At 63.9% G+C, this 15,660-nt stretch carries 12 protein-coding genes and 1 tRNA gene; 10 read left to right on the forward strand and 3 right to left on the reverse strand.

What is annotated here, in order from left to right; all coding sequences use genetic code 11:
• Positions 1–31: 31 nt before the first annotated feature.
• On the reverse strand, positions 32–925 hold the full coding sequence (locus BS69_RS0102460) for a LysR family transcriptional regulator (RefSeq protein ID WP_029940402.1): 894 nt from the start codon (positions 923–925) through the stop codon (positions 32–34).
• Positions 926–1,000: 75 nt separating this feature from the next.
• Here BS69_RS0102460 and BS69_RS0102465 point away from each other — a divergent pair, with 75 nt between their 5' ends.
• The 8 genes from BS69_RS0102465 to BS69_RS0102500 all read left to right on the forward strand — a co-directional run bounded on the left by BS69_RS0102465 (position 1,001) and on the right by BS69_RS0102500 (position 9,964).
• Positions 1,001–2,248, forward strand: a complete 1,248-nt coding sequence (locus tag BS69_RS0102465) for an MFS transporter (protein ID WP_084184223.1) — start codon at positions 1,001–1,003, stop codon at positions 2,246–2,248.
• A 13-nt stretch (positions 2,249–2,261) separates the two neighbouring features.
• Positions 2,262–3,359 carry an alpha/beta hydrolase gene (locus tag BS69_RS0102470; protein ID WP_084184224.1) on the forward strand — a complete coding sequence of 366 codons (1,098 nt, stop codon included), beginning with the start codon at positions 2,262–2,264 and terminating at the stop codon, positions 3,357–3,359.
• A 113-nt stretch (positions 3,360–3,472) separates the two neighbouring features.
• The gene (locus tag BS69_RS0102475) at positions 3,473–3,877 is read left to right on the forward strand and encodes a (R)-mandelonitrile lyase (protein WP_029940405.1); all 405 of its coding nucleotides are present in this window, start codon (positions 3,473–3,475) and stop codon (positions 3,875–3,877) included.
• A 158-nt stretch (positions 3,878–4,035) separates the two neighbouring features.
• Positions 4,036–4,386, forward strand: coding sequence for a cyclophilin-like fold protein (locus BS69_RS0102480; RefSeq protein ID WP_037504338.1), 351 nt, complete (start codon positions 4,036–4,038; stop codon positions 4,384–4,386).
• 47 nt (positions 4,387–4,433) lie between these two features.
• On the forward strand, positions 4,434–5,177 hold the full coding sequence (locus tag BS69_RS0102485) for an SDR family oxidoreductase (RefSeq protein ID WP_029940407.1): 744 nt from the start codon (positions 4,434–4,436) through the stop codon (positions 5,175–5,177).
• Positions 5,178–5,522: 345 nt separating this feature from the next.
• Positions 5,523–6,941 (forward strand): deoxyguanosinetriphosphate triphosphohydrolase family protein, encoded by a 1,419-nt coding sequence (locus BS69_RS0102490; RefSeq protein ID WP_051676471.1) that lies wholly within the window; start codon positions 5,523–5,525, stop codon positions 6,939–6,941.
• On the forward strand, positions 6,942–7,721 hold the full coding sequence (locus BS69_RS13025; RefSeq protein ID WP_156956838.1) for a hypothetical protein: 780 nt from the start codon (positions 6,942–6,944) through the stop codon (positions 7,719–7,721).
• Positions 7,722–7,837: 116 nt separating this feature from the next.
• The gene (locus tag BS69_RS0102500) at positions 7,838–9,964 is read left to right on the forward strand and encodes a hypothetical protein (protein WP_029940410.1); all 2,127 of its coding nucleotides are present in this window, start codon (positions 7,838–7,840) and stop codon (positions 9,962–9,964) included.
• A gap of 330 nt (positions 9,965–10,294) precedes the next feature.
• Here BS69_RS0102500 and BS69_RS0102505 read toward each other — a convergent pair.
• Positions 10,295–10,368, reverse strand: a tRNA-Cys gene (locus tag BS69_RS0102505).
• Positions 10,369–10,412: 44 nt separating this feature from the next.
• Positions 10,413–13,316: a M16 family metallopeptidase gene (locus tag BS69_RS0102510; protein WP_156956840.1), complete on the reverse strand. Its 2,904-nt coding sequence runs from the start codon at positions 13,314–13,316 to the stop codon at positions 10,413–10,415.
• A gap of 228 nt (positions 13,317–13,544) precedes the next feature.
• On the opposite strand from BS69_RS0102510, the gene BS69_RS0102515 reads away from it, so the two are divergent.
• Entirely contained in the window at positions 13,545–14,177 is a 633-nt protein-coding gene (locus BS69_RS0102515; RefSeq protein WP_029940412.1) for a protein-L-isoaspartate O-methyltransferase family protein, read from the forward strand.
• Positions 14,178–14,196: 19 nt separating this feature from the next.
• Complete coding sequence (locus BS69_RS0102520; protein WP_051676473.1) at positions 14,197–15,648, forward strand: TolC family outer membrane protein; 1,452 nt, start codon at positions 14,197–14,199, stop codon at positions 15,646–15,648.
• The last annotated feature ends 12 nt before the right edge of the window (positions 15,649–15,660 follow it).

Here is a 15,660-nt window from a genome sequence, read left to right on the forward strand (position 1 = left end):
GGTCATTCCTGCCATCGGCAGCCAAGAGACATTATCCGCGATATCGGACCGCTGCGATGAAGGCCGCCAAGGCGGGGGATTGATGACGACGGCTCGGGTAGTAGAGGTGATATCCCGGGAACGGCGGGCACCATTCCTCGAGCACCGGCACGAGATCGCCTCTATCGATTTGGTCCTGGAGGTAGTCACGAGGCAAATAGCACAGGCCTACCCCGTCAACTGCTGCCTGCCTGACAACGGCAATGTCGTTCACGACGAACTGGCCTTCGACACGCACGTTGACGGCCCTGCCGTCGCGTTCGAGATCCCAGACCGAATTACCTCCCCGGGCTTGGTGGCGTAGATTGATGCAATTGTGCCGGGCCAGATCGTCGGGTGTGTGCGGCGAACCGTGCTTGGCGAAATAGGCGGGCGATGCGGCGACCGCCATTTCGAGGTCTGGGCCAATCCGGACCGCCACCATGTCCTGCGCGAGCGTCTCGCCCAGCCGCACCCCGGCGTCAAAGCGTTCGGCGACGATATCGACGAAGCCATTGTCGACCATTATTTCGACTGACAGGTCAGGGTATCGAAGCAGAAGCTTGGCGATCGCGGGCATGAGAATGCTCTCGGCCGGTTGGTCTCCCGTCGTGATGCGGAGGGTGCCGGCGGGCGTGTCGCGAAGTTCAGTCAGCCGGGCAAGCTCGTCGGACACCTGATCGAAGTGCGGACCGACGCGCTCGAGAAGCCTTTCCCCCGGCTCGGTGGTGGCGACGCTGCGGCTGGTTCGGGTCAGCAGGCGAACCCCCAGCCGTTCCTCGAGCTTTCGGATCGTGTGGCTCAAGGCTGATGGCGAAACTCCGAGTTTCGCCGCCGCCCGGGTAAAACTCCGTTCCCGCGCCACCGCGAAGAACGCGACGAGGTCTGCCATCGTTTCGCGTTGCATTGTTGAATCCTGCTCACAGCTCCATGCCGATCATAGCGGGTAATCGTCACGATGTGGATGCACTAGATGGGCTGAATGGAACTCGCTCCCTCCCGACTTTCGGCTCCAAGTCACGCGATCATCCGCAGCTCCGATGGCGGATGGCCCGCCGTCTTTGCCCTGACGTTGTGCGTTTCAACGCTCATCGCGTCGGAGTTCATGCCGGTGAGCCTGCTGACGCCGGTCGCCTCCAGCCTCCAGATCAGCGAAGGCCAGGCCGGACAGGCCATTGCCATTTCCGGCATCTTTGCGGTGTTCACCAGCCTGTTCATCGCTGCGGCAAGCCGCAACGTCGACCGGCGCTCCCTGCTGCTGGGTCTCACCACCCTGATGGTCGTGTCTGGGGCGATCGTTGCCTGTGCCCCGAACTACTTGGTGTTCATGGCCGGCCGCGCCCTGCTCGGCGTGGTGATCGGCGGTTTCTGGTCGATGTCCACGGCAACGGTCATGCGCCTAGTGCCCGAGGCTGCCGTTCCGAAGGCGCTGGCGCTGCTCAACGGCGGCAATGCGCTGGCCACGACCATCGCGGCACCTTTGGGCAGCTATCTTGGCCAGTTCATCGGCTGGCGCGGGGCGTTCTTTTGTGTCGTTCCGCTTGCCTGCGTGACCCTGGTGTGGCTGTTCAGGACGCTTCCCGCCATGCCTAATCATGAGCGTGCCAGTGGGATCGCGGCACTCAGGTTATTGCGCCGTCCGCAAGTGCCGCTGGGAATGCTGTCGGTTTCCCTGCTCTTCATGGGCCAGTTCGCCCTCTTCACTTACCTTCGCCCGTTCCTCGAAAGCATAACCGGGGTGGGCGTGACCACCCTCGCGCTGATCCTGCTTGTTGTTGGCGTCGCAGGTCTGGCCGGAACCTACGCCATCGACTTTGCGCTCAGGCGATCGCTGTATAGCCTGCTTGCCGCAATGCCGCTGGCGATGGCGGCGATCGCGGCGGGGCTGGTCGCAGCCGGCCACTCCCCGGGCGTGGTCACGGTCCTGTTGGTTCTGTGGGGCTTCGTCGGCACAGCCGCCCCGGTCGCCTGGTGGACCTGGGTGAGCCGGGTGCTTCCGAACGACGCCGAAGCCGGCGGCGGGCTCATGGTGGCGGTGGTTCAATTGGCGATCACGCTGGGCGCAGGGGTAGGCGGAATCCTGTTCGACCGGTTGGGCTATCAGGCCACCTTCCTCGTCAGTGCCGCCCTACTGATCTCCTCCGCAGGCGCCGCGCTGCTCGCCGCTCGGGCGCCGAGCAATGCAGCCGACCCCGCTGACCCGCCCAGCGCCGTTTTTGCGGCCCATTGAACGGAGACAATCGATGCAACACGCCCTGTCCCCAAGCGCGCTTCTGGATCGCCGGCGCATCCTCGCCAGCCTCCTCGCTACCGCCACGCTGACCTTCGCGGCTGCTGGCCCTGCCTTCGCGCAGACGGCGCCGAGCCCAACCAATGGAGCGACCATGCAACTGACGCAGACCTGGGACAAAGTCTTTCCGCGAAGCGAGCGGGTCGATCACCAGAAGGTGACCTTTACCAATCGCTACGGGATCACGCTGGTGGGTGATCTTTACCTACCCAAGGATCGTGGCGCCCGGCGGCTGCCGGCGATCGCTGTCGGTGGGCCGTTCGGCGCGGTGAAGGAGCAATCGTCCGGGCTTTATGCGCAGACGATGGCTGAGCGCGGGTTCGTCACCCTGGCGTTCGACCCGTCATACACGGGCGAAAGCGGAGGCAGCCCCCGCAACGTCGCCTCGCCCGACATCAACACCGAGGATTTCAGCGCCGCTATCGACTATCTTGGCCGACATGCCTCGGTCGACCGTGAGCGGCTCGGCATTCTCGGCATTTGCGGCTGGGGCGGCATGGCGCTGAACGCCGTCGCCGTCGACAAGCGGGTCAAGGCCGTCGCAGTCAGCACTATGTACGACATGACCCGGCTTATGTCGCGCGGTTACAATGACAGCGTCACGCCCCAGCAGCGCACACACACACTCGAACAACTCAGCCACCAGCGGTGGACCGACGCGGCGAATGGCACGCCCGCCTACGGCCCGCGCATGAACGATCTCAAAGGAGGCGAGGCGCAGTTCCTCGTCGACTATCACGACTATTATCGGACGCCGCGCGGCTTCCATCCGCGCGCGGTGAATTCGAACGGCTCGTGGACGATCACCACGCCGCTGTCCTTCATGAACATGCCGATCCTCACCTACATCAAGGAGATCGCGCCGCGTCCCATCCTGTTCGTGCACGGCGAGCGGGCGCACTCACGTTATTTCAGCGAGACTGCCTATGCCGCGGCGGCTGAGCCCAAGGAATTGGTGATCGTTCCCGGTGCGAGCCACACCGATCTTTACGACAAGGTCGACGTGATCCCCTTCGACCGATTTGCCGACTTCTTCGGGAAGAACCTGTGATTACTCTTCCCAAGAATTCCGCAGCGACAGCGCTTGCGCTCGCCACACTCGTTAACCCGGCGGTCGCCCTTGCGGGACCGTCCACGTCCAGATCAGCAGGAGGAGGACCGCGCATGGAAATCGTTCGCAAATCAGAAATGAAGACGGTTGCCGGACCGGCCGAATATTTCACCGGCAAAGTTACCATCACCGGCCAGTTCCAGCGCCCCGATCCGTCGCGGGTGGGAGGTGCAATCGTCCACTTCGAGCCGGGCGCGCGCACGGCATGGCACACGCACCCGGCCGGTCAGACGCTGATTGTCACGGAAGGCACCGGATGGACGCAAATCGAAGGCGGGCCAAAGCTCGAGTTTCGCGCCGGTGACATCCTTTGGTGCCCAGCGGAACATAAGCACTGGCATGGAGCGACCCCGCACGAAGGCATGACACATGTAGCGATCCAGGAGTCGGTCAACGGCTCCCCGGTGACCTGGATGGAGAAGGTCACGGACCAGCAGTATCTGGCCGACCTGGAATAATGAAACCTGCCAGTGCTGCGGTCATTGCATCCGCCTTGGTCGCGTGCAGCCCGCCGCACGTTTCCGGCCATCAAAACGCCGACACACCAGCCGCCAATCAGAAGGCAGCGGCTGGTCGGGTCGAGATTGGGCAAGATGAGACGCGGAAGGGAGCTGACATGCTTATCAACGAAGTTCTGATCTCCACTGAGCAAGCTCAGTTTAGCGCCAGGCTGGCCGACAACGCTTCCGCGCGGGCGCTCGCGACGCAGCTGCCACTGCGACTCCAAATGCGTGATCACCTGCGCCAGGAGAAGACGGGCGTGCTCCCTTCGGCCCTCCCGGATGGCGAGCGGCAACGCGACTTCTCGGTCGGGACGCTCGGCCTGTGGGAAGACCGCGACTTCGTCATCTACTACGCTAAAGGCCGCGTTCCTCCTCCGGGCATCGTGATCCTCGGACAAGTCGAGGGCGATCTCTCGGAATTCGACAATGCCGACGCCGTCACGGTGTCGCTCCGTCGCCCCTAACGCGCATACCCGCATACCACTCTAAACAAGCAGACAAGGTCAATCACATGAATGGCATTACTGACAAGGTCATCGTCATCACCGGCGCGTCCAGTGGCATGGGAGCGGCAGCTGCCGCTCATCTTGCTGCACGGGGTGCGAAGATCGTTCTCGGAGCCCGCCGCGCCGACCGCATCGAGGCCCTTGCGGCAGAGATCGTCGAGGCTGGCGGCCAGGCAACTGCAGTCGCCACGGACGTCACTAACCGTGACGATCTCACGAAATTGGTGGCCACAGCGGTCGAGACATACGGACGCATCGACGTGCTCATCAACAACGCGGGCCTGATGCCGCTTTCGCCGCTCGATCGCCTGAAGGTCGACGAATGGGATCGGATGATCGACGTCAACATCAAGGGTGTGCTGTACGGGATCGCCGCTGCGCTTCCTCACATGAAGGCGCAGAAACACGGTCACATCATCAATGTCTCCTCAGTTGCGGGGCACAAGATTTTTGAGGGCTCGGCGGTCTATTCGGCGACCAAATTCGCGGTAAGGGCGCTGTCCGACGGGCTGCGGGCAGAAGCGGCCCCTCACAACATCCGCACGACCATCATTTCGCCGGGCGCGGTCAAGACCGAGCTTCTCGACCACATCAGCGAGAAAGACGTTCAAAGCGCCAACCAGGACTATGTTGGACAGGTCGGCGTCGCAGCCGAAACCTTTGCCCGGATGGTGGCCTTCGCGATCAGCGAGCCCGAGGACGTTGGAATTAGCGAGATCGTTTTTCGGCCGACAGTCCAGCAGCTCTGACGCGTCGACGGAGTCCGAACGCCAGCTTTCTCGGTCTTGAGCCGAAAAGCTGACGGTCGGGTAGCGGCCACTTATCGCCGCTCAGGCCGACAGCATTCCGGCAGTCTCGAGTGGTGGTAAGCGGAATGGCTGTTTCTAGGCCGGAGAAGCCGGAAGCATACGCTCCCCATGCGAATCCGGCAAAAATGACAATCATCTCAATCGTACGGAACTGTGCAAACGAGAGATTGCTAGCACCATCCGTTCCCCTTACGTTCTAGAAGTTAGCATTCGTTCGATCGCTTGCTTGGCGGCTTCGCAGTGAAAGCCTATCCGGCGGCGGCAACAATGTGAGGGTTTCAGGGGATGGTGACGATCTGGTCCGACTGGCGGGTAGGTGAGACTCCCGGTGCGGAGGAACAGCCGAGTAGAGAGGGCCTTCGGTCTCGGTTCCAGCAGGACTATGATCGACTGCTATTCTCAACGCCAGTCCGGCGTCTGTCGGACAAGACGCAGGTCTGGCCCATGGACGCCAATGATGGCGTGAGAACGCGCCTAACCCATTCGCACGAAGTTGCGAACCTTGCGCGCTCGATCGGTACCCGGATCTACGGCGCCCAGTCCCAGCTGTTCTCGGGCGTAGACCTGCACCAAGTGATACAGCCAATGCTGTCAGCCATCGGCCTCGCGCACGACCTTGGGAATCCGCCGTTCGGGCACCAAGGCGAAGCGGCCATTGGCCGCTGGTTCGAGCTCAGGAAGGATTGGATATTTACGAACCACGGCAAGGGAAGTCGCGGCCTGCCTGTGTCTATCCCGGATGAGATGCACCCGGAATTCCTGAAGTTTGACGGCAACCCCCAGACACTGCGGCTCATTTCAAAATTGCAGACGAACATCGCTCACCTGGGTCTTGATTTGACCACAGCCACTCTTGTTGCAGCCATCAAGTACCCTGTAAGCGCAGCAAATCGCGACAAGAACAACAAGATCGCCAAAAAATACGGGTACTTCGAGTCCGAGCGGGCCCTCGTCGAGCGGCTTCGTTCCGATACGGGTCTCGCGGAGGGCCAGCGCCATCCACTTACCTGGATCATGGAGGCCTGTGACGATATTGCTTATTCGGTGCTGGACGTCGACGACGCGATGAAGAAGGGCGTCATCTCGCCAGACGACGTGCTCGCCAGCCTCCGCGCCGATGACAAGACGAAGTCGCACGAGGCCGTCCGGAAAGCACAGACGAAGTTCGAAGAGATCGAGTGCGCAGGACGCCGACCGGAACTCGCACGCGACATCAAGATAGGCTATCTGCGAGCCTACTTCATCGATGCGTTAATTGAACACGCCAGCAGAGGATACGTTCTGGCTGGGAAGGCGATCAACGCCTTCAGTCACCGCACGCCGCTGATGGATGACAGTGATCTTTGCGACAAGCTCAAGGAGCTCGCGCGCCAACATGCCTTTGGCAATCCTGGCGTGCTGCGCATGGAGGCATATGGCGCCGAAGCCATTGACGGCCTGATGAGCGCGTTCTGGGATGCGATCCATGACCGACCTACTGAAGACTTCGAGAACATTCTGGCCCGCCGCTCTGGGGCAAAGAGCAAGTATGTTTTCGCACTTATCAGTCAGAACTACATCGAGGACGCGGCCCGATCGGCCCAAGCTCCCGGCATCGCGGGTTCGGTTCGATACCGCGAACTCAGACTACTGACAGACATGCTCTCTGGCATGACCGACAGTTTCGCCATCAAGCTCTGGGATGACGTGAAGGACATGCAGTAGGTGCATCCTCCAGATAGTTTGCCCAAGTTAAAAAGGCGGGTCGACGACTACCTTTGGCGCGAGCAGGCTGTACCGATAAGGCGCCTGCGCGAACTTATCGCGGCTCAGTTCGAGCCGCTGGGACGAATTGCGATCATCGGCGGGCTAGTGCGGGACATTGCTCGGCGCGGAAAGGTCGGCTTCAGATCCGATATTGATCTGGTCATCGACGCGAGCCCCGGGCGGGTGGCAGAGCTAGCTGCGGAGCTCAACGCCACACCCAATCGCTTCGGCGGCTTTTCTTCGTCCCACCCGCACTGGAAGGTGGACTTCTGGTCGCTACCAAACACTTGGGCAGCCGCCGTTGGTCTCGTCGAGGTGCATTCCCTCGCGGACCTTGTGCATACTACGTTCTTTGACTGCGATGCGATCTGCTACGAGATCGGGGAGCGGAGGCTCCACGCGCTACCGGGGTATCTTGGTCGCCTTGCGAGCCGAACCATCGAGGTCAACCTGTTGCCAAACCCCTCCGTCGACGGCAACTTGCTGCGCGCCGTCCGGAGAATTTTGTTGTGGGGATATCGGCCGGGACCCATCCTCCGCGCCTTCATCAGCAGAGAACTGAACGACGAGACGTTCGCGCGTGTAGCGGAGACGGAACGTTCGCTTTACCCGAACAATGTAGTGGGTTGCTTCCCTAACTTCCTTGCCTTGTCGCAAGCGCTTCTAGATGAGAAAGCGCCTTTGATGTTCCCGGTATTTGGCGAGCAGCTGGAGCTGCCGGGTTTTGCTAACGAGTAGCGGGTCGCTCTTGCGCGAGAGCAGGCGAACAGCCGACGCTCTTAGCGGGAGGCTTCTTGACTTCCCAGCAGCCTCGCCATCAGAAGTCCCCATCAGAGCATCCGACGGATACAGAAATGACGCTCGACATTCGCGGAAGCCTCAAGAACACGAAGATCAGTGCGAACCGTTATGTTGTTCTAGAAGAGCTAATCTCGAATTCGATCGATTCCTTCCTGATCCGGCAGCATCAGGACCCATTAGTGCGAAGTCTGGATGTCAGAGTAGTCGCTGAGGTACTGACCACTAGCGTCGTCGATGGCGCACAAGACCTTTGCATCTCGTGCACTGACAACGGGTGTGGCCTTGGAGAGGAGCAGATGGAGGCTTTTCTCACCAAGGATACGTCCTACAAAGACGATCTTTCGATTGCCGGAATTGGCAAGTGTAAGGGTGCGGGACGCATCCAGTATTTTCATCATTTTGAACGAGTTGGCATTCGCAGCACCTATCAGAGTGACGGCAAGGTACTGACACGCACGCTTCCACTAGTCGCAGCCCGCAAGAAGATTGACCGGACAGACTTCACAGTCAGCGAGGGTGAGGCGGGCGACATCGGAACCACGATCACTCTAGACACTCTCAAGCCTGGAGTCCGTGAGCGCTTCTATCGCATCGACACTCCAAGCGAGATCTTCTCAGCCGCCAATATGCGGCGATACATGTTGGTCGCGTTCTTGCAGCGGCTGGTCAGCTTGAAGACCGAACTTGGTCAGTTCAGCATCTCCTTCCAAACGAAGAACCCGCACGGCCGGATCGAAACCCTGACCCTTACCGCCGCCGACCTTCCGCCCGTGACGGAGGTGAAGTCGGTTCTGGTCGAAGAACGGGATCCGCAGGCCGGCAGTCCGCTTGGTAGTTATGCTAATTTCACTCTGTCGCATTACAAGCTTGATGCGAGCGTCTTCGACTTGCCTCGCAACGCCATTTCTTTCTGTGCGAAGTCCTCGCCCGTGCAGGACATCACCCGCCGTTATCTACGCACCGTCAGCGAACAGAATCGGCCGCTCGACGGCTTTCATCACATCGTGCTGATCGAAAGTGAGCTACTCGACCGCCGCGTCAATGAGCAGCGTGACGGGTTTGAAGGAATACCGAACGAGATCCCGACTGGCGATTTGTTTGATGAAGAGAAGGTGTCATACGCTGGCATTTACGATTGTATCGATCCGATAATTGAGGCGATGGTCTCCCCGTCTGGCTGGAGCCGCGACGACGTCATCGCCGATGCCGCCGAGAGGTTCGGGGTTAACCCTGGCATGCTCGCCGATACCGACACGCGGGTGGTCTATGGCGACAACGCTAAGTCAGTCGCGGAGCGCGTGCTGAGGAAGTATCAGGAACGCATAATCGCCGATACTGCGGAGATCTTTGACCTAAGGGAGGAGATTGAGAAGGCGGAGCCCCACACGGCGAACTTCCGGCAAAAGATCAATGAGCTCTCTTGGAAATACGCCTCTTCGCTGAAGACGTTCGATATGGCGAACCTTTCGCAGCTGGTGGTTCGCAGGGCAGCCATTGTCGAAATCCTTGCGCTGGCCTGCAAGCGCCAGCTTGCAGTGCAGGTCGTGGCGGAGGGCGTCCGTCGCCAAGACGAGCGCGTCATCCATAGCATCTTCTTCCCAATGAAGAGGGACAGCCTTGAGACCTCTGATCACGATATTTGGCTGCTGAGCGAAGAGTATCAATACTACGACTACATCGCCTCAGATAAACCGCTCTCCGAAATCGAGTGGAACGACGGCGAAAAGCTATTCGATCCCGGCATCGATGATGAGCTGGCAGCGACGCTGCGCCGACGGGCCGAAGAGAATGGTGCGATGCGCCCGGATATCGCGATCTTCGACAAGGAGGGGTCGGCTATCATCATCGAGTTTAAGGCGCCGGGGGTCAGCTTGGATGACCACGTCGGCGACCTGTCGGAATATGCGCATCTGCTGGCCGCTAAGTCGAATGGTCGGTTGAAGAAGTTCTACGGCTACCTCATCGGCGACACCGTCGCCCCGCTTCGCATGGCCGGGTGGACGCGTTTTGCCGCTGGCCACGGCTATTTTCGATCGACGCCGCTTCAGGATCCGGAGACTGGCCGCAACCTTGGCGAGCTCTACGCCGAGACGCTATTCTTTGATGATATCGTTAGGAGGGCGACCAAGCGCATCGGCGTTTATCGCGACAAGCTCCAGTTAGACCTGTCGAAGAAATAGAACGAAGTTTCGGACTTAGACGGGCTCGTCAAAAGGGTACCGGTTCGACGCGCGGCCACTTCGGCCGGAATGCGAAGAAGCTCCAATAGCGAAGCTCCGCTCCCCGAGTCGAGCCGCAACCGCTCTTATTTGCTTACGGCGACCTTCAGTCGCGTTCTTCTCGACGTACCTGCTTAGGGTTGAATGACCCTGCGGGCTCTGGCGAGCTAAAGGAGTCAAGCTGAGAACCGTTGCAAATAGCAACGCGAAGACAAGCTGACAGCTTATGGGCTGCAAAAAGACAGCTTATGGGCTGCGAAACATTGTTGCAAAACCCAAGCGGTAGGGAAATGGAGGCCCGAGCCGGAATCGAACCGGCGTGCAAGGATTTGCAGTCCTCTGCGTCACCACTCCGCCATCGGGCCTCGACGCGGGATGCGGGTGCCTAAGCCCGACCGCCGCCGTACTGTCAATCTCTGTCGACCACCATGCCGACGGTTCCCTTGGGATAAGGCGGGATGATCTTCAGTTTCGGATCGCCCTTCACGACCTTCACCTTCACCGAGTCGCCGGCCACCAGGTAGCGCCGCGCGGCGGCTTGGAGGTCGGCCGGGGTGATCGCCTCGTAATCGGCCTGCTGGGTCAGGATCGACTGCAAGGTGAAGGGATCGGTCCCGAGGTCCTGGAGCGCGCCGAGCCAGAAGCCGTTTCCGTCGCGCGTGCGCTCGATCGAGGCGAGCAGGGGTTTCCTCGCCCGGTTGAGCTCGTCGGCGTCGATCGGTTTCGCGGCAAGGTCGGCGGCGATTTGCTGCGCCTCGGCGAAGAAGCCGTCGAGCTTGGCTGGCGGCGCCTCGACCTGCGCGGCGAGATAGCCATAATCGCCCCAGGTCTGCGAGGCCGCGCTTCCGGCCCCCGGCGAATAGCTCACCCCCTCCTTCTCGCGCAGCTGCTCGGTTAGCCGAAGCTGGAACACCGATCCCAGCAGGGACAGCTTGCGCGATTCCTGGCGGGTCCGCGGCCCATAGCCGGTGGTCGGCCAGGCGATGAGGCCCACCGCCTGGTCGTCGCGGCCCTTGTGGAAGAGCGTGATCGGACCCGACGGCGCGGCCGGGAACCGCATCGGGCCGGCCGCGGGGGCAGGGCCGGTCGCCGCCGGAAGCGCCCCGAAGGTCGCCGCCGTCTCGGCGATCGCGGTTTCCACGTCGATGTCGCCGACGATGATCACCTCGGCCGGGCCAGCCTTGAGCGCGGGCTCGAGCAGGGCGCGGCCGTCGGCGATGCTGCTCGCCTTCATCATCGCCCGGTCGGGAATGCCCCAGCGCTTGTCGCCGCTCCGCAGGATCAGGCCCAGCTCGCGGCTGAGCATCCCGCCGGGCGAGCTTTCGAACCGGTCGTGGAAGCTGTTGGCCTGCGCCTTCAGCCGCTCCCAGCCAAGCGGTCGCCAGGCAGCGTCGGTCATGTAGGCGGTGAGCAGCTGAAGCTCGGTCCTGAAGTCCGCCGGGCGGGTCGCCCCGCCGAGCACGAAGCGATCGTCCTCGACCGCGAAATTGGCCCCGACCAGCTTGCCGGTCATGGCGCGATTGACCTGGTCAGCGTCGAGCTTGCCCGTCCCCCCGAAGATCAGCGCCTGGCCGAGCGCCCATTCGGGGCTGAAGCCCGCCGGGTCCATCGCCAGCCGGCCATGGCCGAAGCGGACGCTGACCAGGATCTGCTCCTTGCGGCTCTGGCTCGGCCGGACGGTCAGCCGCACGCCATTGGCGAAGCGGACGTGGGTGGTCCCGATCGCAGCGAATTCCTTGCGCTCGGCCACCGTCCCGGGCGTGCCGAAGCGGTCGTAGGGCCAGGCCACCTTGGCCTGTGCGAGCGGCGCCGCCACTGCCACCTGCTGCGAGGTGCGATAGGCGGCGAGCGCGGCCTCGCGGGTCGCGGTCGGGCGGGGCAGGGTCAGGTAGAGAAGGGGGCCGTTGCCGGCGAATAATCGCTTCGCGGCAGCATGGACGGCCGCCGGGGTGAGCCCGCCCTCGATGGCGTTGAAGAAGGCAAGCCGGTCAGCAGGCGAGGTCACCACCGTCTCGCGGTCGACCGCCGCGACCAGGGTCTCGGCCAGCGCATTACTGGTCCGGGTCGAGGCCGCGGCGAGGCTCGCGTCGAGCGCCGCGCGCACCCCGGTCAGCTCGCGCTCGACCTCGTCGGCGGTCACCCCATATTGCACCAGCCGGCGCTGCTCCTGGTCGATCGTGGCAAGCGCACTCTTCCAGTCGCCCAGCCGCGCCTGCGCCGAGAGCGCGGTCGATTCGGCGGTCTTCTCGGTGTCGCCGAGCGACAGCCGCGCGCTCACGAAGGGCGGCTTGTCGTCGCGTTGCGCGAGCTTCTCGAGCCGGCGGTTGAGGATCGTCGCGGCAAGCTGGTCCTCGAGGTCGCGGCGGCGCTTGTCGGCGCTGTCGGGGGAAAGGTCGGGCGGCCGCACCCAGCTCAAGGTCACCGCGGCGGCGATGGCGGGATCGACGAACACCCGCGCGTCGGGCGACCGCGTCGCCGGCCGGCCCTGGTCGGCGGGGGTGCCGGCGGGACCGACCCCCTTCCAGTCGCCGAATTGCTTGAGGATGCGCTGTTCGATCTCGGCCGGGTCGACGTCGCCCGCGACGATCAGCGTCGCCCGCTCGGGCCGGTACCAAGCCCGGTAGAAGTCGAGCAGCCGTTGCCGCGGCGCGGTGCGGATGACCTCGGTGGTCCCGATCGGCAGGCGATTGGGGAGCAGCTGGCCGGGATAGAGCCAGGCCAGTTCGTCGGTCAGCTGGCGATAGGAGGGGCTCGCCCGCGCGCGCTCCTCCGACAGGACGATTCCACGCTCGCGGTCGATCGCGCCCGCGTTGAGTGTCGCCCGGCCCGCCACTTCGCGCAGCAGGAAGAAGGCCTCGTCGAGCGTGTCCTTGTCGGTCTGCGGAAGGTCGAGCTTGAACACCGTCTGCCCGAAATCGGTCGAGGCATTGGTGTCGGGCCCGAACCTCAGGCCATGCCGCTCGAGCCGCTTCACGAACTCGCCCTCGGGGACGTTCTCGGTCCCGTTCAGCACCATATGCTCGAGGAAATGGGCGAGCCCGCGCTGGTCCTCGGCCTCGTTCAGCGACCCGGTATCGATCCTCAGCCGCACCGACGCCTCGCGCGGCGGAGTCCGGTTCTGGCGGATGATGAAGCGCATCCCGTTGGGGAGGGTGCCGAGGCGGAGCGCCGGATCGACCGCCAGTCCCTCGCCGCGCATCCAGCCGGCGGACGGGGCGGCATTACGGGCAGGGGCAGGGGCAGGGGCAGGGGCCGCGGCGGCGAGCGGGGCCGCGCCCAGCAGGAGCACGGCAAAAAGGGTCGGCAACCGCATGGACTGATCAAAACTCCTGCCCGAATCACAAACACTTGAGCGCGTGCAATTAGAGCCGAGCTTGCCCCCCAAGCCAAGCAGCGCCGCGGACCCACTCGACCTCGGGGCCTGTAGCATCGACGAACGGCGGCGCACTTGCTTGGCGTCGGGGGCAGGGGCCGTTACATGGGCGGTTGAACTTTGAGTGTCTTATTGCGATAAGACAGCCCGATCGCCAAGAGGAAGAACATGGATTTTGCCGCTGCCCGTCGCGCGATGGTCGACAGCCAGCTTCGCCCGCAGGCGGTGACCGACCCGCTCGTCGTCGGCGCCATGGCCAGCGTCGCGCGCGAGCGTTTCGTCGGCGAGGAGGCCGCCGCGGCCGCCTATATCGACCGCATCGTGCCCCTCTCGGAGGGGCGCGCGCTGAGCCCGCCGGCCAGCGTCGGCCGCCTCCTGACCGAGCTGGCCTGCCGTCCCGGCGAGCGGGCGCTCGTGGTCGGTGCCGGCACCGGCTACAGCGCCGCCGTGCTCGCCGAAATGGGGCTCGCGGTCACCGCGCTCGAAAGTGATCCGGCGCTGCTCGCGGCGTTGCGCGCCGTGCCGGGCATCACGGTGGTCGAAGGGCCGCTCGAAGCCGGTGCCCCCGCCGCGGGTCCGTTCGACGTGATCCTCGTCGATGGCCTGGTCGAGCATCTCCCCGACGCGCTCATCGACCAGCTCGCGGTCGGCGGCCGCCTCGGCGCCGGCCTCGTCGAGGGCGGGGTCGCGCGCCTCGTCACCGGGACACGCTCGGTTCACGGCTTCGGCTCCAGGTCGATCGCCGACGCGAGCATGGCGCCCCTGCCGGGATTCGCCCGTCCGCCCGTCTTCACGTTCTAAGCCCGGGAGCATCCCCACCTTGTCACGCCTTCTCGCCTGCTGCGCCGTCGCCGCGCTGGCCCTGTCGAGCCCCGCCGCCGCCGACACGCTGCGCGAGGCGCTCGTCTCGACCTATCGCACCAACCCGACCCTGAACGCCCAGCGCGAGGCGCTGAAGTCGACCGACGCCAATGTCGCAATCGCCCGCGCCGGCGCCCGGCCGCAGGTCACCGGCACCGTCGGGGTCAACCGCGACCTCACCCGCTCGGGCATCCTCGACACCGGCTCGCCCAAGGGGCCGACCATCTCGGGCGGCGTCGACCTCAGCGTACCCCTGTTCCAGGGCGGCCGGGTCAAGAATTCGATCGCCGCCGCCAAGACCCGGGTCGAGGCCGGCCGCGCGACCTTGCGCGCGGTCGAAGGCGACGTCTTCACCGACGCCGTCGCCGCCTACATGGACGTGATCCGCGACCGCGCGATCGTCGAGTTGAACGAGAACCAGATCAAGGTCCTCGGCACCAACCTCGAGGCGACCCGCGACCGCTTCGAGATCGGCGACGTCACCCGCACCGACGTCGCGCAGAGCGAATCGCGCCTCAGCCTCCAGCGCGCGCAGCTTGCCAACGTCCAAGCCCGGCTTGCGACCAGCGAGGAAAATTACCGCCGGATCATCGGCCGTTCGCCCGATGCTTTGGCCTCGCCGCCGCCGCTTCCGCCGATGCCGGCCACCGCCGACGAGGCCGTTCGCATCGCGGTCGCCAACAATCCCGACGTGATCGCCATCGTCCGCCAGGCCGAGGCCGCGGGGATCGACGTGCGTACCGCCCGCGCCGACCGCCTGCCGACCCTCTCGGGGGTGCTCAGCGGCGATTACGTCAATCGCATCGGCGGCGAGTCGAACGGCTTCCCGCGCTCGGGCACCGCGACCAGCATCGGCCTCAATACCCGGATCCCGCTCTATCAAGGCGGTGCCCCGGCGGCCCGAATCCGCCAGGCCCAGGCGATCGAGGGCCAGTTCCTCGAGCAGGTGATCGGGACCGAGCGACTGGTCGTCGCCAACACCCGCTCGGCCTTCGCCACCTACGAGGCCGCCAAGCGCGCGATCCAGTCGAACGACGTCGCGGTGTCGGCCGCCAGCCTCGCGCTCGAGGGCGCGCGGGCCGAGCGCAGCGTCGGCACCCGCACCGTCATCGAGGTGCTGAACGCCGAGCAGGAACTGCTGAACGCGCAGGTCCAGCTCGTGACCGCGCGCCGCGACGCCTATGTCGCGGGATTCCAGCTCCTCAACGCCATGGGCCAGGCCGAGGCCGACGACCTCGGGCTCGACGGCGGTCCGCTCTACGATCCGACCGGCAATTACCGGCGCGTCGCGGGCAACATCAACGACTGGTCGAACGATCCCCGGCACGTGCCGCAGTCGACCCGCACCGTCACGCCGGCCGAAACCCCGGTCGCGGGACCGCCGGCAGGGGTGGCAACCCCGCAGCGTTGACGCTAGCAAGGC

This window comes from Sphingomonas astaxanthinifaciens DSM 22298 (genome assembly GCF_000711715.1).
Lineage (GTDB): Bacteria > Pseudomonadota > Alphaproteobacteria > Sphingomonadales > Sphingomonadaceae > Sphingomicrobium > Sphingomicrobium astaxanthinifaciens_A.